Source organism: Arthrobacter psychrolactophilus, assembly GCF_003219795.1.
In the GTDB taxonomy this organism is placed as follows: Bacteria; Actinomycetota; Actinomycetes; order Actinomycetales; family Micrococcaceae; genus Specibacter; species Specibacter psychrolactophilus.
Genome location: NZ_QJVC01000011.1, coordinates 1 through 23,882, shown reverse-complemented (window position 1 = coordinate 23,882; position 23,882 = coordinate 1). Strand labels below are relative to the sequence as shown.

The following is a 23,882-nucleotide window of genomic DNA, read 5'->3' as shown; positions in this document are numbered from 1 at the left end:
GCCGTCGAACTTTGAGGCTTTAAGATTGACTTGGCCCTTCGCGGCTACCAAAGATTTTTATAAAGGGAGAGAAGTACCCATGACACCGGACAAGCTGAAGTTGGCGAGCCACGTGAAGGCCATCAACTGGAACCGTATTGAGGACGATAAGGACGTAGAAGTCTGGAATCGCCTAGTCAATAACTTCTGGCTGCCGGAGAAGGTGCCGCTGTCCAACGACGTCCAGTCCTGGGCCACCCTGACGCCGGACGAGCAGCTGCTCACCATGCGCGTATTCACCGGCCTGACCTTGCTGGACACCCTGCAGGGCACCGTTGGCGCCGTCTCGCTCATCCCGGACGCGATTACCCAGCATGAGGAAGCCGTTTACACGAACATTGCGTTCATGGAATCGGTGCATGCCAAGAGCTACTCCTCGATCTTCTCCACCTTGTGCTCCACGAAGGAAATCGACGAGGCCTTCCGCTGGTCGATCGAGAACCCTAACCTGCAGAAGAAGGCTCAGATCATTGAGTCTTACTACTACGGCGACGACCCGCTCAAGCGCAAGATTGCCTCCACCTTGCTGGAGTCCTTCCTGTTCTACTCGGGCTTCTACCTGCCCATGTACTGGTCCTCACGCGCCAAGCTGACAAACACCGCTGACTTGATCCGTTTGATCATCCGCGATGAGGCTGTGCACGGCTACTACATCGGCTACAAGTACCAGAAGGGCCTGGAAGGTCTGTCCGATGAGCGCAAGGAAGAGCTGAAGGCCTACACCTTCGAGCTCATGTTTGAGCTGTACGAAAACGAAGTTCAGTACACGCACGACCTCTACGACTCCGTTGGCCTGGCCGAGGACGTCAAGAAGTTCCTGCACTACAACGCCAACAAGGCGCTCATGAACCTGGGCTACGAGGCCATGTTCCCGGCCGCCGTGACCGACGTGAACCCGGCGATCTTGTCCGCGCTGTCACCGAACGCCGATGAGAACCACGACTTCTTCTCCGGCTCCGGTTCCTCCTACGTCATCGGTAAGGCAGTCAACACCGAAGACGACGACTGGGACTTCTAACTCCTAGTTCTTGATGCGCGTAGTCTGACCGATTCGGTTGGGCTGCGCGCATTTTTTGTTAAGGTCATGGCGGCCAGGGGTGTCGTTCCCTGCGGGCTTGTCCGGGGAGACAATGCGACGGCCCGTTCCATTGCCGGGCGTACTAAGAATCTCGTAGCCTGACGGTCGCCAGAATGTACGAAGACCCTAGACGTGACGGTGTCCCTAGCCCTGGTGATGCCTAGCTTGCGCGCGGCCGTTGAGGCCGTGACAGGGCCTGTTGGATGCCGCACGAGAATAATTTGGCCATATGATGGACAAATTAACGGCGAAGGACGATACTTCACTTATGCTGATGTATCAGAAAGGCAGTTTCTAGCGGTCATAACAAGAGGGGAACACGCATCATGAGTGAGACAAATCAATTGGGAAAGCCTACGGGAGCCTTCATCGGGGCATCCTGGATTGCCTTAGGGCTGGGTATGGCTGTTTATTTCATCGGACTCTGGAACGCCAAAATGGAACTCAATGAAAAGGGTTTCTATCTCACGGTCTTCTTGTTTGGACTCTTTGCCGCCGTCTCGCTCCAAAAGGCCGTGCGCGATAAGTCGGAGGAAATCCCCGTGACCCCCATCTATCTGGGGATCGCCTGGTTTGCCCTGCTGGCCTCGCTTTTGCTGCTCGCCATCGGTCTCTGGAACGCTGAGCTGTTGCTCTCCGAGAAGGGCTTCTATGGCATTGGTTTCGCCATGAGCTTGTTCGCGGTCGTTGCAGTACAGAAGAACATTCGGGACCTTGCGGCCCACCGGGCCGTCTACCCTGATCAGCACGTCCGGCCCAACTTCCTGGACAAGCCCGACTTTTAGGGGTCACCGTTCGTCGTACTCGGCCGGCTCGGGGCGTGCAATTGATACCGTGGAGTCCATGGATGATGCAAACGCTCAAGAACAGCCGGGTACGCCAACGGCCGCCGCCTTCATCCGCGACGCGCGCGCCCAGACCAGGCCCGGAGGTTTCGCCGGTCCTCGCAATCCAGGCGATGCCTGGGTTGAGGGTCCGTCCGGTAAATTTTGGGGCAAGTTTGGCTCGGCCGGTCTCTTAGTGTTCGACGCCGGACGCGGAGTCCTGCTGCAGCATCGGGCCATCTGGTCTCACCATGGCGGCACGTGGGGCCTTCCTGGGGGAGCCCTCCATGAGGGGGAATCCGCCGTTGACGGGGCCCTGCGGGAATCATGGGAAGAAGCAGGAGTGCCTCGGGCGAACGTGGAGTTGCTCTTCACCTCCGTCTACGACGTGGGCTATTGGCGCTACACCACCGTGGCCGTTGAGGCTGTCACATCCTTCGAAGCGGTCATCAGCGATCCGGAGAGCCTCGCCCTTGAGTGGGTGCCGCTCTCCGCCGTTGCCGAGCTTTCCTTGCACCCGGGCTTCGGGGCCGCGTGGCCCGAGCTCCGTCGTCGTCTGGTCCCGCGTAGATCTGAGTAGCACTTGATGCAGAAAAAGGGCCCGAAAGTGGGGATTTTCAGTAATAACTGCCACTCAGATGTGGGGGCGGGGGAAACAGGTGCGCGGGATTGATGCGGCCCGCTAACGCCTAGCCCAGTCCCAGGATCTCCACGGTCCGTTCTCGCATATCCATCTTGCGCACCTTGCCTGTGACGGTCATGGGGAATTCGTTCACGACGAGCACATAACGAGGCACCTTGTGGCGGGATAAATGCCCCTCGCAATAGGCGGCCACGGCGGCGGCATCTAGGGGTGTGGCTCCCGGTTTCATGAGTAACCAGGCGCATAATTCCTCGCCGTACCGCTCGTCGGGCACGCCGATGACCTGCACGTCGGCAATGTCCGGGTGCCGGTACAGGAACTCCTCGATCTCGCGGGGGTAGAGGTTCTCGCCGCCGCGAATCACCATGTCCTTGATGCGGCCCACAATGTTGACGTAGCCGTCCTCGAGCATGACGGCGAGATCGCCCGTGTGCATCCAGCCCTCGGGGTCGACCGCGGCCGCCGTTTTCTCGGGGTCATTCCAATAACCGAGCATGACCGAGTAGCCGCGCGTGCAAAACTCGCCCGGCTCGCCGCGTGGGACGGTGTCCCCGGTGCCGGGATCCACGATTTTGACCTCAAGGTGAGGGTGCACCTGGCCTACTGTTTCGGTCCGGTGGGTCACGTCGTCGTCCATTAAAGTCTGCATCGACACGGGCGAGGTTTCCGTCATGCCATAGGCAATCGACACGCCCGCCATATGCATCTCGCTCATGCAGCGCTTCATGACCTCGATGGGGCAGGGCGAGCCGGCCATGATTCCGGTGCGCAGGCTGCTGAGGTTGTAACTGGCGAAATCGGGGAGATTTTGCTCGGCGATGAACATGGTGGGTACGCCGTAGAGTGCGGTGCAGCGCTCCTCCTGGACGGCGCGTAGGGTGGCGGCGGGATCGAAGCTGGCGGCCGGAATGACGATGGCCGCGCCGTGGGTTGTGGCGCCCAGGGTGCCCATGACCATGCCGAAGCAGTGGTAGAACGGCACGGGAATGCAGAGCTTGTCCCGCTCGGTGAGGCCGATGGTTTCGGTCACAAAGTAGCCATTGTTGAGGATGTTGCGATGGCTGAGTGTGGCGCCCTTGGGATATCCCGTGGTGCCCGAGGTGTATTGGATGTTGATGGGGTCCTCGGGGTGCAACTGCGCCAGAGCATGTTCGACGGCGTCTGCCGGCAGCTTCGTGCCACCCGCCACGAGTGCATCCCAAGAGGGGGTGCCAATGAAGGCCGCCGTCTGGAGCTCGGGGCAATCTGGGGTGGCCTGAGCGATCATGTCGGCATAATCGGTGCCCTTGAAGTTCGGCATGGCCACGATCAAGGACATCCCCGATTGCTGCATGGCGTACCTGAGCTCGTGAATCCGGTAGGACGGATTGATGTTGACTAAGATGGCGCCGATCTTGGCCGTGGCGAACTGCAGCAGCACCCACTCGGGCACATTAGGAGCCCAAATGCCCACGCGCGTGCCCTGGGCGATTCCGGCGGCGAGGAGCCCTCGCGCTAAGTTGTCGACGTCGTGGTTGAGCTCTGAATAGTTCCAGCGCCTTCCGGAGGGCTTGTCGATGAGCGCCTCATGGTCCGGATATTGGGCGGCGGTGTGCGCGAAGTTGGCGCCGATGGTGCTCTCCAGAAGAGGGGTCGTGGAGGTGCCGGACGCGTAGGAAGTATGAACATCAGTGGTCATGCTTCGATGCTAACCCGCACAACAGTTAGCGTGAACTAACTCACAGTATAAATTTCTGATGCGTCGCCTTTGGGTTGTGGCTGGGGGATCTTGCTCAAATTAGGGTATCCATACCTTATTGGTTAGTATGAGGAAGTAAATAAGGCAAACAAAAGTTGTCAAATTATTTTCGAGCCGGGAGGTCGCACGACCCTAATGGATGCCGTTACCTCGCTCCCGTTCGCTTGGGCTTTTCTGAGTTTGTTTGTCATCGTGATGCTGCGCTCCAATGCCACATATTGGGCCGGGCGTGGAATTTCCGCCGGTGGGCGCAAAAGTAAACTCCAGAAATACCTGACGTCACCCTCCTTTGCTCGGGCCGAGATCTTCATTGCGCGGTGGGGAGCGCCGGCCGTCAGCGTGAGCTTCTTGACTATTGGTGTGCAGACCGCCGTCAACCTAGCCGCTGGACTAGGACGGATGCCATTGCGGCGCTACATTCCGGCCACGGTGGTGGGTGCCATCGCCTGGGCTTTCATTTATGCCACCATCGGGCTGGCGGCTTTTGAGGCCGCCCTGGCCGCTGCAGCAGGTTCACCTCTGGCCCTGATGATCGTGATTCTTATGGTCGCGGCCGCTGCTCTTGGGGTGCACCTGCTGAAGGTTTCGCGCCGTCGTAAGCTTGACCGCGAGGCACTGGAGTCCTGCCCCGTCATGGGTCATGAGCCGGCCGGAAACACTCAGCCCCAGCTCTGAGCTCGGCCCGGGGCTCCGCGGCCGGTAAGGTCGTAGGCATGCCGGAAACAACTTCATGCGCAGCCGCCGACGCCGTCGCTGCCGAAAATGCTCGTTCGTACTACCGCCACCTCGGCGAGAATCGCTACGAATCCACGATCCATAGCCAGGGCGCCTGGAACACGCACGAGCAGCACATGGCTCCCGTGACGGGCATCATGACGCACGCGCTGGAGCAATATCAGCCGCGCGCGGACATGCGCCTAGCCCGGTTGAGTTTTGATATTTTGGGTCTCATTCCGGCCGGCGAGTTCACCATCGAAACCATGATGCTGCGCCCCGGAAAAACCATTGAACTGCTGCAGGCGGAGCTGATCGCGAACGGGCGCGTCGCCGTCCGAGCCACCGCCTGGCGCCTGCAAAAGGGCGACACCTCCTCCGTCCAGGCCTACGAAGACGAGCCCATGGCCAGCCTCGAGAGCGCCAATTCCTGGGACGGCATGAACACGTGGCCCGGCGGCTTCATCCGCAGCATCGAGGCTCGCGTCAACGCCGGTCACCGCGCCGGTCGCGGCCGGGTCTGGCTCCGTACCCCTTTTCCCATGCTCGACGGCGGAGCCCCCTCCTCGGCCCTGGTTCGGCTCCTCGGGTTGGCCGATAGCGCCAATGGTGTCTCTGCGCGCATGGACCCCTCGAGCGGCGGTTGGATGTTCCCCAACGTTGACCTCTCACTCCATATATACCGGGAGCCCGAGGGCGAATGGCTGGGCCTGGACACGCACGTGACCATGGCGGGGGACGGCATTGGACTGACCTCGGCGGTACTCAATGACCGTAAGGGTCCCTTCGCTCGTTCCGAGCAGATCTTGACGGTCCGCCCCTTCCCGAGCGCCTCATGAGTGTTGTGTTGGCCCCACGCCTGAGAGTGGATCGGCAGCTTGTCAATCAGGGAGCCGAGGCCGATCTCAACCACGCCCTCGAGCTCCTCAACCAGGTCAAAGCTGGGGAGCGGGACGCCATGTTGCGCTTTTATCGCCCCGAGCCAACGGTTGCTTTTGGGCAGCGTGACACCCGGCTAACCGGCTTCGCCGCGGCAGAACAAGCATCGCGGGAGAACGGATTTGTTCCGGCGGTTCGGCGTGCCGGTGGCCGAGCCGCGGCCTATCATCAGGGCACCTTGGTGGTGGATCATATTCAACCGGCCGAGGATGCCATCGTCGGTGCCAAGGAACGCTTTGGATTCTTTGGTGAGCTGTTCACGCAGGCCCTGAGATCACTCGGGGTCGACGCCGGTGTGGGGGAAATCCCGGGGGAGTACTGCCCCGGAGAGTTCAGTGTGTTTGGCCGTAATACTCAAGATGGCCCGGCTTTGCCGGCTGGGGCACGCATCAAACTGATCGGAACGGCGCAGCGCGTCGTGGCCGGGGCCTGGCTCTTTAGTTCGGTCATTGTCGTGGAGAACTCCGCACCCATCCGGCAGGTTCTCACGGATACCTACAGTGCCCTCGGGCTGGACTGGGACCCGGTCACGGCTGGAGCGGTGGAGGATCTTGTCCCTGGCATCACCGTGGACGCCGTGGAAGAGGCAGTTCTGGCCGTTTACGCCACGCACGCGGAGCTGATCCGCTCATAACCTCGTTGACCCGCCATGTAATGCCCGTATAAAGCAGGAATAGGGGCATTACGTGGCGGGTCAACGGGGAAGAGGCGGCGCTTAGAGCTGAGCCGCCGCGATTCCGGGCGCCTCGGCCGCAACGGTCGTGGAATCGCCGTGACCGGTGTTGACCACGGTTTCGGCGGGCAACGTCATGAGCCGCTCCGAAATCGACTTCACGATGGTCGGGAAATCGCTGTACGAACGCCCTGTTGCCCCGGGCCCGCCCTTGAACAGCGTGTCCCCGGTGAAAACAGTGTCCAGGGATTCGGCATAGAAGCACACTGAACCGGGGGAGTGCCCGGGAGTATGCAGGGCCGTCAGCACGGTGCCGGCCACCTCAAAGGTGTCTCCGTCGGCGATGGGGGCATCCGGGGAGGTGCCCGGGAAAATGTTTTCCCACAGCATCTGGTCTGCCGGGTTCATGGCCACGGGAGCCCCCACCAGGCCCGCGAAGGCCCGGGCAAAGCGGATGTGGTCGTCATGGCCGTGCGTCAGCAGGACCGCCTTAACGGTGCGTTCGCCCACAGCCACCTTGATGGCCGCCGGGTCGTGGGCCGGATCGATCACATACACCTGCGCGTCGTCACCAATGATCCAGACGTTGTTGTCCACATCCCAGGTGCCGCCGTCGAGCGAAAATGTCCCCGAGGTGATCAGGCGTTCAATACGGGCGCCCATCAGAATTCCACCACCGAACGCAGCACGGAGCCCTCGCCCATCTTGGTGAAGGCGGCTTCGATGTCGTTGATCGTGATGCGTTCGCTGACAAAGGCGTCCAGATCCAGCTTGCCCTGCTTGTACAGCTCCACGAGCATGGGGAAGTCGCGCGAGGGCAGGCAATCGCCATACCAGGACGACTTCAGTGAGCCGCCGCGGCCAAAGACATCCAGCAGCGGCAGATCCAGGGTCATCTCCGGCGTGGGCACGCCCACCAGAACCACGGTTCCGGCCAGATCGCGCGCGTAAAAGGCTTGCTTGTATGTCTCGGGACGTCCGACGGCGTCAATCACCACATCTGCTCCGAAACCTCCCGTGAGGTTCTGGATAGCGACGACAGCGTCCTCAACGGAGGAGTCCACCGTGTGGGTGGCACCCAGGGCAAGCGCCGCGGCAAACTTCTTGGGGTCGCGGTCAACGGCGATCACGGTGGTGGCGCCGGCCAGGGCTGCGCCGGCAATCGCAGCGGCACCCACGCCGCCACAACCGATGACGGCCACGGTGTCGCCGCGCTTCACGCCGCCGGTGTTGATGGCCGCACCGATGCCAGCCATGACGCCACAACCCAACAGGCCAACGGCGGCGGGGTCGACGTCGGGATCAACCTTGGTGCACTGCCCGGCCGCCACCACGGTCTTTTCGATGAACGCACCAATGCCCAGTGCCGGGGAGAGGACGGTGCCATCTTCCAACGTCATTTTGGAGGTGGCGTTGGCAGTGTTAAAGCAGTACTGTGCCTGGCCCTTGTTGCAGGCGCGGCAGTTGCCGCAGACGGCACGCCAGTTTAAGATCACGCGATCGCCGGGGACCACGTTGGTGACGCCCTCGCCGACGGCGCTGACGACGCCGGTGGCCTCGTGGCCCAGGAGGAACGGGAAGTCGTCGTTGATGCCGCCGAGCTTGTAATGCAGATCCGTGTGGCAGACGCCGCTCGTGAGAATGTCAACGAGGGCCTCGCCCGGTCCTGGATCTGGAACCAGAATGGTTTCGAGTGTGACGGGCGCGCCCTTGCTCAGCGCGACGACGCCTTTGACCTTGTAAACCATGAAAATGCTCCTTAGCAGCCGTGTCCCTGTCCGGAACAACAAATGGGGTTGCTGACAGGTTACACGGCTTCGCTAAAGAGGTGGGGCAGGCCCTGCTGGGCCGCTAAACGCCCAGCTTGACCTTCACATCATTCAGTGACGGGTTGGTTGCTGCGGAGCCGTCAGGGAAGAGCACGGTGGGCACGGTCTGGTTGCCACCGTTGAGGCTTTCGACGAGTTCGGCTGTGCCGGCGACATCCTCAATGTTGATCTCGGTGTAGCCAATTCCCGAAGCGTCCAGCTGCTTCTTGAGGCGCTTGCAGTAACCGCACCAGGTGGTTGAGAACATGGTGATGGTGCCAGCGTCAGGGGTAAAGTCCACGAAAGTGCTCCTTAGGAGAAAAGAAATTTGTTGGTACTACTGGTGACAACGCTATCTGGTAGCTGAGATATTCCGCATTGTGTGCCACGATGGATGGCATGTGCGGACGTTACGTCATGGCCCGGGCCGTTGGAGATCTAGTCGCGGAGCTGGAAGCAGAGGCCGAGGCTTCTCTGGAATTGCGTGCCTCCTACAACGTTGCCCCCACCACGGATGTGCCCATTGTGCTGGAGCGGATCATCGAGGGCGTCCCGCACCGCCAGATCCACGTGGCCACCTGGGGCCTGGTTCCGGGCTGGGCCAAGGACCCGGCTGTCGGTGTCCGCGCCTTCAACGCCCGCAGCGAGACGGTGCAGGAAAAGCCCACCTTCCGCGCGGCCTTCAAGTCGCGGCGGTGTGGCGTCCCCGTGCAGGGCTACTACGAATGGAAAAAGTCGCCCGACGGCAAGAGCAAGCAGCCTTACTTTGTGCACTCCTCGGATGGTGCCCTGATCACCTTCGCCGGCCTGTATGAGTGGTGGAAGGATCCGGCCCAGGCGGACGGTTCGCCGGAGCAGTGGCTCTTGTCCTGCACCATTTTGACCATGCCATCCCCGCCCGAGGGTGAGCTGGCCACCTTGCATGATCGCCTGCCCGTTCCCCTGAGCCCGGAGGCCCTGACCGACTGGCTCAACCCGGAGAACAAAGACACCCGAACGCTCCTAGAGGCGGCGTTGGCTCAGGCCTGGGAGCTCGCGGGAACCTGGGAGTTGGATGCGGTCTCGGCCGCTGTCGGTAACGTTCGTAACGACACGCCCGAACTGATCGCTCCGATCACACCGTGACGTGTCCGGCGTCGTCCACGAGCCACGTGGGATTATGGGCGACCTCCCAGCGGAAGCCATCTGGATCGGCAAAGTAACCGCTGTACCCGCCCCAAGATTGTTTCTTGGGTGGATGTACGACGACGGCACCGGCCTTTTGCGCGTCCCGCACCACCGCGTCAACCTCCTCGGCACTGCCAACATTGTGGCTCAGCGTCATGGGCGGAACCCCGCTGGGTGACTGCAGCTGTCCAACGTCCACCCCGAGTTCTGCGGCCATGGCGTCCCGGTTCCAGAGGGAGAGGATGAGGCCGTGATTGACCTGGAGGAAGATGACTTCTCCGGGCACCTCGTGGTGGGCCTGCCACCCTAGACCGGTGAGGTAAAAGTCGCGGGAACGCGAAACATCACGGACCCCCAGCGAAATAAAATTCAGCCGTTGATCCATGATGTTGTCCTTCGCGGTGTGGAGTTTTTAGACGTCGTCGGTTTCTTCAGGGGACCAGCGGCGGAAGTCAAGCGATAGGTAGAGAGCCAGAGCAGCGGAGTTGCCAGCTTCCACGCGGAGGGCGACATCGCTCTTTCCCTCGTTGAACAAGGTGTCCATGGTGGCCAACACGAGGTCTTCGGCCAGACCGCGGCGACGGTGCTGGCGGTCGGTGATCAATTCGATGATGAACGGTGTATCGGGGGTGTCGTCGCCAACGGCGTGATCCACCACGAGGACGGCGGCAATGATCTTGCCGGCCTCATCGAGGGCAACATGTGAGGCGGCGGGAAGCAGGGCACCGTATTTACCGGCCAATGATTCCTTCATATCGGCCAGGGCGGCGTCTAGGGAATCACCCACCACGCTGGTGTCATAAGCGGTGAAGTACAGCTCACCGAGACGTGCTGCATCGGCAGCTTCTACGGTTCGGTAAGGGAAAGTGAGATCGCGTTCCAACGGGGTGGTTTTAGCGATGAGGGTGACCAGGTCAGTCATGGAACGCTCCTTAAAAGTTGTTGTAGCTCTAGTAGCGCGGCTGAAGCAAAGGCCTTAAAGCCATGGTAGACGTCAGTTGCATTGTCGGCTATCCCTTGGTGCGCTCAGTGCGCGCCGATAGCCATCAAAGCGGGCGAATGCCCGCAGAAGTGATTCACGGATGGACAGGTAGCTGCCGTGTGGGATTGAGCGTACACTTAAATCTATTAGAATATATGTACTAATACAAAAGACATATCCGAAGATAGCTATTTGTTTGTGGCGCCGATCTGAGATGGAGGATGCGTATGGGCATCTTCAGCGAAGCCGTTGAGGTGGAGCGTTCGCCCTCGGGGGAGCTGGTGCGGTTGATATGGCGTGGCGTGAGCTATTCCATTGCCCCGCATCCCTTGTGCTGGTATGAGCGGCGTCGCTGGTGGGAGCTTGAAACGCGCGTCCCGCCGGGGGAGGGCGTGGGCGTTGTGGACACTCAGATGTGGCGTTTTCAGCTGCATCGAGAGGGTATTCCTGATGGATTAACTCTGGATGTGGCAAGGTATCGGCCGGCCGATCGGTGGCGCGTCATAAAGATTCATGAAGCCGTCGAGGACATTTTTAAAGAGGTGCTGGGCGGTGCGTAACTTTGTCCATTTGCATAGTTCTTCGGCCTATAGCGCCCACTTCGGCGTGTCGTGGCCGGAGGATCTTGCCGCTGCGGCCTCCGTGGATGGTGATGCGCTGGCCATTACCGACCGCGACGGGCTGTATGGGGCGGTTAAGCACGTCAAGGCCTGCAGGGCGGCCGGGATCGATCCCATCATTGGGGTCGATTTGGCCGTGCTCGAGGAAGGCCCCCACGGACTCTATGCGAGCGGACGGGTGGTGGTGTTGGCCCATGGCGGAGCCGCCGTGGCCCCTGGAACAGGGTACGCGGCGCTATGTCGTTTGATCTCGCTCGCTCATGCAGGGAGCGCAACGGTGGGGGTAACGCTGGAGCAAATGGCGGCCGGAGTCCTGGATCCGATCAGCGGAACACCGGCCTTGACCGTGCTGCTGGGACCCATGTCTCCGGTCGGTAGGGCCATGGGTGGGAATCAGCAGTACCTTCTGCCGAGACGGAAGTTTCGTACCTGGCATCGGGCCATGCCGGCGGGATCTCTTGTGGTGGAACTGGTCAATCATCAGAGTTCCCAGGGGACAGCCATGAGCATGCCCTATGCGGTGCGGCTACTCAAGCTGGCCCAAGAGTTTGAGGTTCCGGCAATCTTGAGCAATGCCGCGCGGTATGCCAAGGAAGGTAACGCGCCCACGGCCGACGTTTTAGATGCGGCACGCAATATTGCCTCGCTGGGCAAGATTGAGGAGCTGCAGACCTCGGCGCAGGCGTGGATTAAAGGTGCGTCCGCCATGCATGCTCTGGCGCAGGAAATTGTTTTCTATGCCGGGGACGGGGATGCCGAGGTGAAGCAGCTCTGGGCCAACACGGCCAGGCTCGCCGATAAATGCCGCCTTGACCCCGTCGCCGACCTGGGCTGGAAAAAAGCCTCAACCCCTGAAGCTGCTGTTTTGGGGTTGACGCAGCCCGCGCAGCTGGAATTACGCCAGCGCACCGAGGCCGGGCTGATCCGCCGATATGCTGGGGTTTCCCACGGAAAACTACGCGATATACGTACCCGGTTAGAGACTGAGCTGGCCACGATTGGCAAGCTGGGTTTTGAATCGTACTTTTTGACGGTGGCCGAAGTCTCCGAAATGATCCGCACCATGGGGGTGCGCCGAGCCGCACGAGGTTCCGGGGCGTCGTCGTTGGTTAATTATTTACTGGGCATCAGCGCAGTGGACCCCATCGCCAACGGCCTGCTCTTTGAACGCTTCCTCTCCGATAACCGATCGACCCTGCCCGATATTGACCTGGACGTGGAAAGCGCACAACGCCATGCGGTGTATCGGCGCATCTTTGAACGGTTCGGGGACCAGCGCGTGACCTTGATGAGCATGCAGAACTCGTATCGGGCCAGAGGCGCCGTCAGGGATGCGGGGCTGGCGCTGGGGATGGATAAGGGAGAGATCGATCAGATCGCCAAACAGCTGTGGCGCTTCTCGGCGTCGTCCTTTAGAGAGGCGCTGGCAGAAAAGCCGGAGTTACGAGACCTTGCCGCCCAGCTTCAGCACTCCCGGCTGGCCCAGGAAAGGGGAGAAGGAGCGCACGAGGGGCGGGAAGGCCAGCAATTGGACTTGCTCGTGGATCTGACCGAACGGCTCGATAGTCTGCCGCGGCATATTTCCATGCACCCTTGTGGGGTGATCCTGGGGGATTCGTCCCTTCTGAACCGCACCCCTGTGCAGCCGAGCGGGATGGGGTTGCCCATGAGTCAATTCGACAAACACGATATGGACGCCATGGGCATGCTCAAGCTCGATGTCCTGGGTGTGCGGATGCAAAGCGCCATGGCGTATGCGGTGCGCGAGGTGATTCGGCTGCATCCATCAAAGCAGGAGGTGATTGCCCAGGGGGGGCATGCGGAAAACGCCCCTTATATTAATGACGCGGGCGGGATCGACCTTGACGCCGTCCCGCTCGACGACGAACCCACCTTTGAGTTGATCCGCAGCACCCACACGCTGGGCTGCTTCCAGATTGAATCACCGGGACAACGAGAACTCGTGGGCAAGATGGCGCCCACAGAGTTCAGCGATCTGGTCGTGGATATCTCCTTGTTCCGGCCCGGGCCCATGCAATCGAATATGGTCACGCCGTATCTGGAGAGTCGGGCGGGATTTGCGCGCCCGCACTATGCCCATCCGGATCTGGTTCCGGTCTTGGAAGAAACCCATGGGGTGACGGTTTTTCATGAGCAAATATTGCACACCTTCAGCACCTTGACGGGATGCACCCTGTCCCGGGCGGACGAGTTCCGGCGAGGGCTCGGCGACCCGGCGGTGGAGCCTGCCGTGGAGCAGTATTTTCGTGAGCACGCCGCGGTCAAGGGCTATTCGGCCGCCGTGATTGAGGAGGTCTGGGAGACCGTGAAGGCCTTTGGCAGCTTTGGCTTTTGCAAGGCACACGGGGCGGCCTTTGCTGTGCCCACCTACCAATCGGCGTGGCTGAAGGCCCATCACCCGGCCGAGTTTTTGGCAGGTCTGTGGGAACACGACCCCGGCATGTATCCACGCCGGCTCTTGGTGGCCGAGGCCAGGCGCTTGGGCATCCCGATTCTGCCCTTGGACATCAATCTCAGCACGGGGGAGTATCGGGCCGAGCGGACCTTAAGCATGGAAGGTGGCACCGCGCCGCAGGCCGTGACCGGTATTCGCCTGAGCCTGGCGGGAGTGTACGGGCTCTCAGGGACGGAGCTTAAACGTATTCTCGCCGGTCAGCCTTATGACTCCTTGGCCGATCTGCGCGACAGGGCCAAGCTCAGCCGCCCCACCTTGAAACGGCTGGCCCAACTGGGGGCCCTGGACTCGCTGCATCGCCAGGCCCAGCACCTCACCGGCAATACGGCTAACCGTTCCGATCTGGTGGCACATGTCAACAGCCTCCCGGCGCACCGGCCGGGTCGGCGCACTGCCCCGCTCGAGGGGCAACTGGCCTTGCCCCTCGGGGATGTGGAATTGGGCACATTGGCCGCCCACCATGTTGACCTCAGCCCGGCCGAAACCGTGCGTACCGAATTGGATTTATTGTCGCTGGATGTCAGCGCTCACCTCATGGACAGCTACGCGCCACTACTGAAGACCCTTGGTGTGAGCTACGCTGAGGAGCTTTTAGGACTACGAAACCACAGCGAGGTGTTCGTGGCAGGGGTCCGGATTGCCACGCAAACCCCGCCAATGCGCGGCGGGAAACGGGTGGTTTTCATCAGCATTGACGATGGTACCGGATGCGTTGACGCGTCCTTCTTTAGCGAGGCACAAGAAAAGTCGGGCCCGCTGCTCTTTGGTACCCGCATGCTCTTGATCAAGGGATTGACTCGGCGCACGGGTCCGCGGGGGATCACGGTGCAGGCGTTGCAGGCCTGGGATCTGCACGACACCGCTTCTCTGCCACGCGGTGCCGTGTTGGAAGGCGCCGCGACAAACGGATACCATCAAAGAGGCTCACAGCAACCACCGTATGTTGCTTAAACATGGAGCCATACATAACAAACAAGGAGTTACCAGTGCCAGTGGATTCACAGATCACCCTCACAGTCGATGGCGAGACGACGACGGTGGCCACAGGCACCACCGGCGCGGAATTGTTCTTCGAACGCCGCGACGTTGTTGTTATGCACGTAGACGGAGTCCTCAAGGACCTTTCCACAGAGCTGGCAGCAGACTCTTCCGTTGAAGCCGTCACGATCGATTCCCCCGAGGGCCTTGACGTCCTGCGCCACTCAACGGCCCACGTCATGGCTCAGGCCGTGCAGCAGCTGCGCCCCGACGCCAAGCTTGGCATCGGCCCGTACATCACCGACGGTTTCTACTTCGACTTCGATGTGGCCGAGCCCTTCACTCCTGAAGATCTCAAGAAGCTTGAGAAGATGATGCTCAAGATCGTCAACCAGAACCAAAAGTTTGCCCGCAGTGTCGTCTCCGAAGACGAGGCTCGCGTGGCCATGGCCAACGAGCCCTACAAGCTGGAACTCTTGGGCAAGAAGAACGACGGCGACTCCGCAGAAGGCGTCAACGTCGAGGTCGGCGCTGGCGACATCACGATCTACTCCAACATCGACCGCAAGAGCGGCGAAACCGTTTGGTGCGATTTGTGCCGCGGCCCGCACCTGCCCAATACGAAGCTGATCTCCAACGCCTTCGCACTGACCCGCACCTCTGCTGCTTACTGGTTGGGTAACCAGAACAACCAGCAGCTGCAGCGCATCTACGGCACGGCTTGGCCCACCAAGGAAGCCCTGAAGGCTTATCAGGAGCGCATTGCCGAGGCTGAGCGTCGCGATCACCGCAAGCTCGGTGTTGAACTTGATCTCTTCTCCTTCCCCGACGAGTTGGGCTCGGGTCTGCCCGTGTTCCACCCCAAGGGCGGCATTATCCGTAAGGAGATGGAAGACTATTCACGCAAGCGTCATGTTGAGGCTGGCTACGAGTTTGTCTACACCCCGCACATCACCAAGGGTCACCTCTACGAGGTCTCCGGCCACCTTGATTGGTACCGCGATGGCATGTTCCCTCCCATGCACGTTGATGCTGAGCTGAACGAAGACGGCACGGTGCGCAAGCCTGGCCAGGATTACTTCCTCAAGCCCATGAACTGCCCCATGCACAACTTGATCTTCCGTTCACGCGGCCGCTCCTACCGCGAATTGCCCCTGCGTCTGTTTGAATTTGGTTCGGTGTACCGCTACGAGAAGTCCGGTGTTATTCACGGCCTGACGCGCGTGCGCGGTATGACACAGGATGATGCTCACATCTACTGCACCAAGGATCAGATGAAGGATGAGCTCACCGAAACCCTGAACTTTGTCCTCTCGCTCCTGAAGGACTACGGCTTGGAGGACTTCTACCTGGAACTGTCCACCAAGGATCCGGAAAAGTTTGTCGGCTCGGATGACATCTGGGAAGAAGCTACCCAGACGCTCGCCGAAGTTGCCAAGGAATCTGGCCTTGAGCTCGTTGCCGATCCCGGTGGAGCCGCGTTCTACGGCCCCAAGATCTCCGTGCAGGCTAAGGATGCGCTGGGTCGCACCTGGCAGATGTCCACGATCCAGTTGGACTTCAACCTGCCCGAGCGTTTCGAGCTGGAATACCAGGCTGCCGACGGCACCCGCCAGCGCCCCGTCATGATTCACCGGGCCCTCTTCGGCTCGGTGGAACGCTTCATGGGCGTGCTGACCGAGCACTACGCCGGCGCCTTCCCGGCCTGGCTTGCCCCCGTGCAGGTTGTGGCGATTCCGGTCGCCGAGGCCTTCAATGACTACATGTTCGACGTCGTCGCCCAGCTGAAGAAGGAGGGCATTCGCGCCGAGGTTGATATCTCCAGCGATCGCTTCCCGAAGAAGATCCGCACGGCCAGCAAGGACAAGATCCCGTTCGTGCTGATCGCCGGCGGTGACGACGCTGATGCTAACGCCGTATCCTTCCGCTTCCGTGATGGCAGCCAGGACAACGGTGTGGCCGTGGACGAGGCCGTGCGCAGGATCGTTGAAGCCGTTCGTAACCGGACAGCATAAGCCCTTCTAGCAGCGCAACAAGGAAGTACAACGTGAGTGAGCATGGTGCGGTGGGCAACGCCGTTGAGGATGACTTTGAACTCCCCGGAGTTCCTGATGCTTTTCAGCGGCTCTGGACTCCGCACCGGCTCGCTTACGTCAAAAAAAGTGAGCCGGTTGAGGGCGTGCACGACTGCCCCTTCTGTGCCGCACCCGGACGCAGCGACGAAGAATCGCTGATCGTCCACCGAGGCAAGCTGGCTTATGTCATCTTGAACCTCTTCCCGTACAACCCGGGGCACCTTCTCGTGTGCCCGTACCGGCACATCCCTGATTACACGGATCTCACCGTGGAAGAAACCGCGGAGTTTGCCGCCTTGACGCAGCGCGCCATGCGTGTTGTGCGAGCCGTCTCCAACCCCTCAGGATTTAACCTGGGTATGAACCAGGGCGTCACGGGAGGCGCGGGCATCGCCGCGCACCTGCATCAACACATCGTGCCGCGATGGGGTGGCGATGTAAATTTCCTGCCTATTATTGCCGGCACTAAAGCCATAACCCAGACGTTGGGCGACGTGCGCGAGCAAGTAGCCAATGCTTGGGACTCAGTCGAATAGAGTCTTCATGCTGAATAAGTATGCCCGTGCGCTTTTTGCAGCCATCTTCACCCCCGTCGCCGCGCTTCTGGTGCGCTTGAAGGTTTCCCCGGATGCGGTCACGATCATTGGCACGCTCGGTGTCGCCGCCGGCGCGCTCATTGGCTACCCCCTAGGTGAACTGTTCTGGGGCACCGTGGTCATCACGGTCTTTGTCTTTTCCGACATCCTGGACGGGCTCATGGCTCGCATGATTGGTCGTAAGGGCAACTGGGGTGCCTTCCTGGATTCCACTCTTGACCGCGTCGGCGATGGGGCGGTCTTCGCCGGCATTGTCATCTGGTTCTACACGGGCGGAAACAATCACTTCATTGCTGCCATGGCGCTGACCTGCCTCGTGTTGGGTTCAATCGTCTCCTACGCCAAGGCTCGCGCCGAGGGTCTGGGCATGACCGCTAATGTCGGCATCGCCGAACGCTCAGACCGGCTCGTCGTCGTCCTCGTGGCGACCGGGCTGGTAGGCCTCGGTTTACCGGAAGTGGTGCTCGCCGTCGTGCTTGTTTTGCTCGCGATCGCCAGCCTCGTCACCGTCTTCCAAAGGATCGCAACGGTGCGGCGTCAGGCTCTCGCCGCCCTAGCCGAGGTGGAGGAGTAACACTCATTTTTATCCCCTACTGGGCCAGGAATAGACTTTCGTTACCCGTGCGATGAATCACATTGTCGGGTTTGAGAATAATGTTCCTTCCCAGAGGGGTTTTTTGTGTCTACACCCGATGTAACACCGGTAACCGGCAGCAGCCGAGTCAAGCGCGGCATGGCCGATATGCTCAAGGGCGGCGTCATCATGGACGTTGTCAACGTTGAGCAGGCCAAGATTGCCGAAGATGCCGGCGCCGTAGCCGTCATGGCCCTCGAGCGCGTTCCCGCCGATATTCGTGCCCAGGGCGGGGTCTCCCGCGCCAGCGATCCGGACATGATCGACGCCATCATCGCCGCCGTCTCCATCCCCGTCATGGCCAAGGCCCGCATTGGCCACTTCGTCGAGGCACAGGTCTTGGAGCACCTCGGCGTTGACTACGTGGACGAGTCTGAGGTCCTGACCCCGGCCGATTACGAGCACCACATCGACAAGTGGAACTTCAAGGTTCCCTTCGTCTGTGGCGCCACCAACTTGGGTGAAGCCCTGCGCCGCATCAACGAAGGTGCTGCCATGATTCGCTCCAAGGGTGAGGCTGGCACCGGCGATGTCTCCAACGCCACGGGCCACATGCGTAAGATCCGCACGCAGATCGCCCAGCTCGCTGCCCTGCCCAAGGACGAGCTGTACGTTGCCGCGAAGGAGCTCCAGGCCCCGTACGAACTCGTCAAGGAGGTCGCCGAGGCTGGCAAGCTTCCCGTGGTGCTGTTCACCGCTGGCGGTATCGCCACCCCCGCCGACGCTGCCATGATGATGCAGCTTGGCGCCGACGGCGTGTTTGTTGGCTCGGGCATCTTCAAGTCCGGCAACCCGGCCCAGCGTGCGGCCGCCGTCGTGAAGGCCACCACGTTCTTCGATGATCCCTCCGTCATCGCCGAGGTCTCGCGCGGACTTGGTGAGGCCATGGTCGGCATCAACGTCGCCGACATCCCCGAGCCGCACCGCCTGGCCGAGCGCGGCTGGTAACACCCCAACGCCGCATCATTTTACGGCGGGTTTTTCGCGACGCCGCATCATTTTACGGCGCCGCTGGTGTGCCAAATGGTTGAGGGAGATTCATTTCTCCCTCAACCGTCTGCGTTCCCGGCACCTCCCAACCAAGATTGACACCATGACGCAGCCCTTCACCGGCCTCCTGGCCTACCCCATCACGCCTTTAGTGAACGACGACGAACTCGACTTAGCGTCGCTCGCTCACCTCGTGCGCAACGTGTCTTTCGCGGGCGTATCCGGGGTGACCGTGCTGGCCACCTCCGGTGCTGGGGTGACTTTCGACCGGGGTGAACGGCAGGCCGTGGTGCAAACTGCTGTGGAGTCGGCAGTCCTGGTGGGTACCTCGGAAGGCTTGCGGGAATCCGCCATGCCGGTCTATGCGGCGGTGAGCGCTCCCTCTACACGCGAAGTGGTGCGCCTAGCGCAGGATGCCGAGCGAGCAGGAGCCGCCGGTGTACTGCTGGCCCCGTTTTCGTATTTGCCGCTGTCCGATAAGGAAGTCCGGGCGCTATTCCTGACAGTCTCCGAAGCCACGGCGCTGCCGATCTGCTTCTACAACAAACCCGCGCAGACTCACTATGATGTCAGCCCGGCAACCCTGGCCTATTTGGCCGCGCATACCCACGTACGCGCCGTCAAGGACACCATGCGGCGCGAGAATGTTGCAGGCCGCGTCGGCGAGCTCAGGGACGCCGTGGGGCCGGACTTTTCTATCGGGCTCAGCGCCGACGTCCAGTTGCTGGCCCAGCTCCCTGACGTTGATGCCTGGCACACCGGCCTAGCTGGCCTGCTGCCGGGCGAATACATCAAGGTGTGGCGGCTCGCCCAGGCAGGAGAGCTACAGGGCGACAGCCTGACAAGGCTGCAAGGCATCGCACACGCACTGGCGGCGACGCCTCACCCCATCGGCGCACTCCACGCCCTCTCCAACATCATCGGGGTTCAAACGGCTCCGCCCCGGGGACCCTTTGCCGCGGCCACCATGGAAGAAACCTGGAAGATCAGCGCCGCTGTCTGAGGTCAGGAAAACACCATAAAGTGGTGCGGCGTCACTCAAAAACGGCCGGAAAGTGGTGCGGCGTTGGGAGGAGTTACTGGGGAGGGTGGAACCACCAGGTCTGGCCTTTGCCGATCAGCTCAAAGCCGCGTTGCCGGAAGAGCCGCTGCCCGTCGGGGGTGGCATTGAGCAGCAGGTGCTCGGCTCCGGCGTTAAACGCGGCCTCGGACAAGGTATTGAGCAGTGCCGTGCCTAGCCCAGTGCGACGTTGTTCCGGCGCCACCTCAAGATCAAAGATCCCGGCCAGGTGCTTCGCGCCCTGATCGGGCGGGAGATAGGCGTAGCAACGACCCGCCCACTCATCGTCGCTGCGTCCCGTGGCCAGCCAGACCTGATGCGGCACCAGAGATGTCAGAGAGACGCGGGCGTCCTGCTCTTCGCTGCCGGCCACGACGGTCTCGACATCGAGTGGGCGCGTCATCCACCAAGGCTGCCAACCACGCACAAAACGGTATGCCGGCAAGATACCCTCCCGCATGGCGGCATTCATCCAGATACCTACCGAGGTAGCGCCGCGGCGTTCGGCTTCAGCCAAGGCCGGCTGAAGCCCTGCGTCGGTGACCTCGGTGGGGAACATACACAACATCTGCCGCGTCTCGGGCAGCCAGACCCAGTCCATGCGATGTGTCGAGAATGAGCGCCCGCCCGTGGCCTCCGCAAGAGCACGGAACCAGGCGTGTTGGGTGCGCTGGCAATCTGCAAGTGTCACCATGAAACTAAACCAACCCCCGTCGGGTCAAAAGTGGTGCCGGATCGGCATCGCGGCCCGCAAAGTCACGGAACGCCTGAAGCGGGTCGATCGCGAAACCACGGCTCAACAGTGTCCTGCGGAAGTGCTCGCCGTTCTCTCGGGACAGCCCGCCGTGGGCCTTGAACCAGGCGACGGTGTCGGCGTCGAGCACCTCACTCCACAGATAGGAGTAGTACCCCGCCGCGTAGCCGCCGGCAAAGATGTGGTTGAAGTAGCCGGTGCGGTAACGTGGCGGCACGGCCGGGAGATCAACGCCCGCGGCGGTAAGAGCCGCGGCCTCGAACGCCAGAGGGTCCTTGACCGGCTCGCCCGGGGCCAGCTCATGCCAGGCCAGATCCAGCAAGGCAGCGCCGAGGTACTCGGTCGTGGCAAAGCCCTGACCCCAGAGGGAGGCGGCATGCAATTTATCGACGGTGCCCTCGGGTAGGGCCTCGCCCGTGCGGTAATGCTTGGCATAGTTAGCCAGCACCTCGGGCCACAAAATCCACATCTCGTTGACCTGCGAGGGGTATTCCACAAAGTCCCGGGGAACGTTGGTACCGGAGAATTTCGGGTAGCTGACGGACGAGAACAGTCCATGGAGCGCGTGTCCAAACTCGTGGAAGCAGGTGACTACCTCGTCGAAAGTCAGCAGGGTTGGCTCACCCTCGGGAGGCTGGGGGATGTTGAGGTTATTAACCACGACGGCGTGAGTCCCCTCGAGTGCCGACTGCTCCACAAAGGAGTTCATCCACGCACCGCCGCGTTTGGTGCTGCGGGTGAAGTAGTCGCCCACAAAGAGACCGAGGGTCGAGCCATCGGCGTTATTGACTTCCCAGATGCGGACGTCGGGGTGGTAGCCCAGCAAATCCTGACGTTCGGTAAACGTCACACCGTAGAGTTGCGTGGCGGCATAAAAGACGCCGTGTTCCAGCACGGAGTTGAGTTCAAACCAGGGTCGCAGTGCGGCCAGGTCAACCCCGTACTCATCCCTGCGGATCTGCTCGGAGTAGTACGCCCAGTCCCACGCTTCAATAGCATGTCCGGCAGCAGTGGCAAGCTTCTGCTCTTCGGCGCGGGCATTGCGCACGGCTGCCTCGGCGATAGGAGAGAGCATGGTGTGTACGGCGGCCAAGGACGGTGCTGTTTGCGGTTCGATCGCCCGTTCGGCATCCGAGGCGAAGCCCAGCAAGGCAGCCTTCTCGGCCCGCAGCGACGCCATGGTCGCAGCCAAGGCCAACTCGGGAGCGTCCCCCGAGGCACTGCCACGGTTGACCGACGCTAGGTGCAGTTTCTTGCGCGTTTCACGGTTTGAGAGTACCTCGAGGGCAGGCTGCGCCGTGGGCAGGATCAGGGTCAGGAGGTAGCCCTCGGCATGCCCGGCGGTGCGAGCCGCGGCAGCCGCCGTCGCGAGATCATCGGGGCTGAGCCCGTCGAGTTCGGCCGGATCCACAACGTAGACGGCGGCGTCATTGCCAGCCTGCGTGACCTTATGCGAGAACTGCGTGCCGAGCGCGGACAACTGCGCATTGAGCTCGCGAAGCCGCTCCTGACCGGCGGGATCAAGGTCCACACCGGCCCGGGTGAAGGACGTGCGGTACTCCTGTAGCAGCCGCAGGGATTCGGCGTCTAGGCCGTCCTCGGGCACGGCCAGCATGCGCTGGTACAGTGCCGCGTTGAGCAACACGGAGTCGCTGTGTGTGGCCAACCGCGGCGCGATCGCCTCTTCGATGGCCAAAATTTCGGCGGTGCCATCGGCGCTGGCGATATTGAAAAACACATTGGCCACACGCGTTAGCACGGCGCCGCTACGCTCCATGGCCACCACGGTGTTCTCGAACGTCGCCGCCGCGGGCTGTCCGGTGATGGTGGCAATCTCCGCTAGCTGTTGCGCGAAGCCGTGCTCAAAGGCAGGCACATAGTGTGCCACCTCGGTGGCGGCAAAGTCGGGCAGCTGGCACGGCAGTGTGCTGGCCGTGAAGAACGGGTTGGCTGAATTTTCCTCGGTCATGCTTTGACTCTCTCATGGCTTAACACAAGGACGACGGCGAAACGAGAGTTTCGCCGTCGTCCTTGGTATGCGCCGCTTGGGTTACGGTGCTGGTGGTTACTTTTGGGTAAACACGAGAGACATGGGGGTTGTCTCGGTGGTCTGACCCTGCGGGTTGTCGCGGAAGATGTCCTGCAGGACCGTCTTGGACAAGCCGGTGTCGTGTCCCAGAGCCACAACGCCGAGGTCGTTGGCGTCCATGATGGCCGTGCCGGCGAAGGTAGCGGCGTATTCGGCCGGAACAGTTGCGCGGACCAAGGCACTGAGGCGAGCAGCTACGCCGTCGGGGTCAATCGGTGCGTACTTGACCGAGTGGGTGGAGGTTCCCACCTGGTAGCCGGCAGCGCCGTCGATCGCGTTGATGTTGTGGCCCACCACCTCGTAGAACACGCCGGACTTGCCCTGGAGCTTGCCGATGACAGAGCGTGCCGAGGCGTACATGATCTTGGGCAGGCCTACCTCGTCGATGGCGAGCTGCATGGACCAGGGGCTGGCCAAGCCGATGCCGCCCGGGTTACGGGTGACGAACTTGGAGAAAATGCGCGCCGCATTGCTGACCTTGATGTCCCAGACCGGGATGGACCGGCCTTGAGTCATGGCAACAATCTTCTCCGAGACGAAGAGGTACCACGGGGCATCCGTGGTTGCCGTAGCGTGCTCCGTGCCAGCGGCAGGCAGTCCGTCAAAGAAACGCTTGACGTAGGTCATGACGGTGGGGTCGAAATCGGTTTCCTTGTAGAAAACCTCGGTGCGCAGCGGGTAACGACGGAAGGTTCCGGCGTTGTCCGGCACCGTGATATCGAGCTGCTTGTCGGCGTTGGGGATGTAGTCGCTCTTGCCCTCGATGCCGGCCTTAACTTCGGGCTCGTCGAAGAATTCGCGTAGCCAGAGTTCGGTGTTGATCAGGCGCCAGAAGACCATGGTGGATCCGGAGGACTTGCCGCTGAGGTGTTCCTCGAACGCGTAGATCACGGCGTCTTGGTTCCAGTACGGGCGGGAGCCGAAGGAGGAGGAGAGGAAGATCTCGTAGATCTTTTCCTTCATGTGTCCGAACCACTCGGCTTCGGGGGTGGTGAAGCCGATTTT

At 61.4% G+C, this 23,882-nt stretch carries 22 protein-coding genes and 1 pseudogene; 14 read left to right on the top strand and 9 right to left on the bottom strand.

Annotated elements, in window-relative coordinates:
- Nucleotides 1-79: 79 nt before the first annotated feature.
- The 3 genes from nrdF (at nucleotide 80) to CVS30_RS11430 (ending at nucleotide 2,521) form a co-directional block, all read left to right on the top strand.
- Complete coding sequence (nrdF, locus tag CVS30_RS11440; protein WP_110485475.1) at nucleotides 80-1,057, top strand: class 1b ribonucleoside-diphosphate reductase subunit beta; 978 nt, start codon at nucleotides 80-82, stop codon at nucleotides 1,055-1,057.
- A gap of 386 nt (nucleotides 1,058-1,443) precedes the next feature.
- Nucleotides 1,444-1,902 carry an inner membrane protein YiaA gene (yiaA, locus tag CVS30_RS11435; protein ID WP_110485474.1) on the top strand — a complete coding sequence of 153 codons (459 nt, stop codon included), beginning with the start codon at nucleotides 1,444-1,446 and terminating at the stop codon, nucleotides 1,900-1,902.
- A 58-nt stretch (nucleotides 1,903-1,960) separates the two neighbouring features.
- Nucleotides 1,961-2,521: an NUDIX domain-containing protein gene (locus CVS30_RS11430; protein ID WP_110485473.1), complete on the top strand. Its 561-nt coding sequence runs from the start codon at nucleotides 1,961-1,963 to the stop codon at nucleotides 2,519-2,521.
- Between the two features lie 109 nt (nucleotides 2,522-2,630).
- Here the strand turns inward: CVS30_RS11430 and CVS30_RS11425 are convergent, their stop codons facing one another.
- The gene (locus tag CVS30_RS11425) at nucleotides 2,631-4,262 is read right to left on the bottom strand and encodes an AMP-binding protein (protein WP_110485472.1); all 1,632 of its coding nucleotides are present in this window, start codon (nucleotides 4,260-4,262) and stop codon (nucleotides 2,631-2,633) included.
- Between the two features lie 195 nt (nucleotides 4,263-4,457).
- Between CVS30_RS11425 and CVS30_RS11420 the strand changes: the two genes are divergently transcribed.
- The 3 genes from CVS30_RS11420 to CVS30_RS11410 are packed head-to-tail and all read left to right on the top strand — an operon-like array spanning nucleotide 4,458 to nucleotide 6,609.
- Nucleotides 4,458-4,997: a DedA family protein gene (locus CVS30_RS11420; RefSeq protein WP_110485471.1), complete on the top strand. Its 540-nt coding sequence runs from the start codon at nucleotides 4,458-4,460 to the stop codon at nucleotides 4,995-4,997.
- A gap of 38 nt (nucleotides 4,998-5,035) precedes the next feature.
- The gene (locus tag CVS30_RS11415) at nucleotides 5,036-5,875 is read left to right on the top strand and encodes a thioesterase family protein (protein WP_110485470.1); all 840 of its coding nucleotides are present in this window, start codon (nucleotides 5,036-5,038) and stop codon (nucleotides 5,873-5,875) included.
- Entirely contained in the window at nucleotides 5,872-6,609 is a 738-nt protein-coding gene (locus CVS30_RS11410; RefSeq protein WP_110485469.1) for a lipoate--protein ligase family protein, read from the top strand. The genes CVS30_RS11415 and CVS30_RS11410 overlap by 4 nt, the downstream gene beginning before the upstream one ends.
- A gap of 81 nt (nucleotides 6,610-6,690) precedes the next feature.
- Here the strand turns inward: CVS30_RS11410 and CVS30_RS11405 are convergent, their stop codons facing one another.
- The 3 genes from CVS30_RS11405 to CVS30_RS11395 form a co-directional block, all read right to left on the bottom strand.
- Nucleotides 6,691-7,311 carry an MBL fold metallo-hydrolase gene (locus tag CVS30_RS11405; protein WP_110485468.1) on the bottom strand — a complete coding sequence of 207 codons (621 nt, stop codon included), beginning with the start codon at nucleotides 7,309-7,311 and terminating at the stop codon, nucleotides 6,691-6,693.
- Entirely contained in the window at nucleotides 7,311-8,396 is a 1,086-nt protein-coding gene (locus CVS30_RS11400) for an S-(hydroxymethyl)mycothiol dehydrogenase (protein WP_110485467.1), read from the bottom strand. The genes CVS30_RS11405 and CVS30_RS11400 overlap by 1 nt, the downstream gene beginning before the upstream one ends.
- Before the next feature lie 103 nt (nucleotides 8,397-8,499).
- Nucleotides 8,500-8,757 carry a mycoredoxin gene (locus CVS30_RS11395; RefSeq protein WP_110485466.1) on the bottom strand — a complete coding sequence of 86 codons (258 nt, stop codon included), beginning with the start codon at nucleotides 8,755-8,757 and terminating at the stop codon, nucleotides 8,500-8,502.
- A 98-nt stretch (nucleotides 8,758-8,855) separates the two neighbouring features.
- Here CVS30_RS11395 and CVS30_RS11390 point away from each other — a divergent pair, with 98 nt between their 5' ends.
- Complete coding sequence (locus tag CVS30_RS11390; RefSeq protein WP_110485465.1) at nucleotides 8,856-9,581, top strand: SOS response-associated peptidase; 726 nt, start codon at nucleotides 8,856-8,858, stop codon at nucleotides 9,579-9,581.
- Here CVS30_RS11390 and CVS30_RS11385 read toward each other — a convergent pair.
- Together CVS30_RS11385 and CVS30_RS11380 are read right to left on the bottom strand one after the other, a co-directional pair.
- Nucleotides 9,571-10,008: a VOC family protein gene (locus CVS30_RS11385; protein ID WP_110485464.1), complete on the bottom strand. Its 438-nt coding sequence runs from the start codon at nucleotides 10,006-10,008 to the stop codon at nucleotides 9,571-9,573. The two genes, CVS30_RS11390 and CVS30_RS11385, sit on opposite strands and share 11 nt — an antisense overlap.
- Nucleotides 10,009-10,035: 27 nt before the next feature.
- Entirely contained in the window at nucleotides 10,036-10,545 is a 510-nt protein-coding gene (locus CVS30_RS11380) for a GNAT family N-acetyltransferase (RefSeq protein ID WP_110485463.1), read from the bottom strand.
- Nucleotides 10,546-10,832: 287 nt separating this feature from the next.
- Here CVS30_RS11380 and CVS30_RS11375 point away from each other — a divergent pair, with 287 nt between their 5' ends.
- From CVS30_RS11375 to CVS30_RS11345, 7 genes are all read left to right on the top strand, one after another.
- Nucleotides 10,833-11,165: a hypothetical protein gene (locus CVS30_RS11375; RefSeq protein WP_110485462.1), complete on the top strand. Its 333-nt coding sequence runs from the start codon at nucleotides 10,833-10,835 to the stop codon at nucleotides 11,163-11,165.
- On the top strand, nucleotides 11,119-14,652 hold the full coding sequence (locus tag CVS30_RS11370) for a DNA polymerase III subunit alpha (protein WP_110485461.1): 3,534 nt from the start codon (nucleotides 11,119-11,121) through the stop codon (nucleotides 14,650-14,652). Before CVS30_RS11375 ends, CVS30_RS11370 begins: the two co-directional genes overlap by 47 nt.
- Nucleotides 14,653-14,654: 2 nt before the next feature.
- The gene (gene thrS / locus CVS30_RS11365) at nucleotides 14,655-16,694 is read left to right on the top strand and encodes a threonine--tRNA ligase (RefSeq protein WP_110485460.1); all 2,040 of its coding nucleotides are present in this window, start codon (nucleotides 14,655-14,657) and stop codon (nucleotides 16,692-16,694) included.
- A 32-nt stretch (nucleotides 16,695-16,726) separates the two neighbouring features.
- Entirely contained in the window at nucleotides 16,727-17,290 is a 564-nt protein-coding gene (locus CVS30_RS11360) for an HIT family protein (protein WP_110485459.1), read from the top strand.
- A 7-nt stretch (nucleotides 17,291-17,297) separates the two neighbouring features.
- Entirely contained in the window at nucleotides 17,298-17,924 is a 627-nt protein-coding gene (gene pgsA / locus CVS30_RS11355; protein ID WP_110485458.1) for a phosphatidylinositol phosphate synthase, read from the top strand.
- 105 nt (nucleotides 17,925-18,029) lie between these two features.
- Entirely contained in the window at nucleotides 18,030-18,932 is a 903-nt protein-coding gene (pdxS, locus tag CVS30_RS11350) for a pyridoxal 5'-phosphate synthase lyase subunit PdxS (protein WP_110485457.1), read from the top strand.
- Nucleotides 18,933-19,077: 145 nt separating this feature from the next.
- Nucleotides 19,078-19,977 carry a dihydrodipicolinate synthase family protein gene (locus CVS30_RS11345; protein ID WP_181419781.1) on the top strand — a complete coding sequence of 300 codons (900 nt, stop codon included), beginning with the start codon at nucleotides 19,078-19,080 and terminating at the stop codon, nucleotides 19,975-19,977.
- Between the two features lie 73 nt (nucleotides 19,978-20,050).
- On the opposite strand, the gene CVS30_RS11340 is transcribed toward CVS30_RS11345, so the two are convergent.
- The 3 genes and pseudogenes from CVS30_RS11340 to CVS30_RS11330 all read right to left on the bottom strand — a co-directional run.
- The gene (locus CVS30_RS11340; RefSeq protein WP_110485455.1) at nucleotides 20,051-20,728 is read right to left on the bottom strand and encodes a GNAT family N-acetyltransferase; all 678 of its coding nucleotides are present in this window, start codon (nucleotides 20,726-20,728) and stop codon (nucleotides 20,051-20,053) included.
- A gap of 4 nt (nucleotides 20,729-20,732) precedes the next feature.
- Nucleotides 20,733-22,757, bottom strand: a complete 2,025-nt coding sequence (locus tag CVS30_RS11335; protein ID WP_110485454.1) for a M3 family metallopeptidase — start codon at nucleotides 22,755-22,757, stop codon at nucleotides 20,733-20,735.
- A 96-nt stretch (nucleotides 22,758-22,853) separates the two neighbouring features.
- Nucleotides 22,854-23,882: pseudogene (locus CVS30_RS11330) on the bottom strand (asparagine synthetase B); the annotation flags it as partial.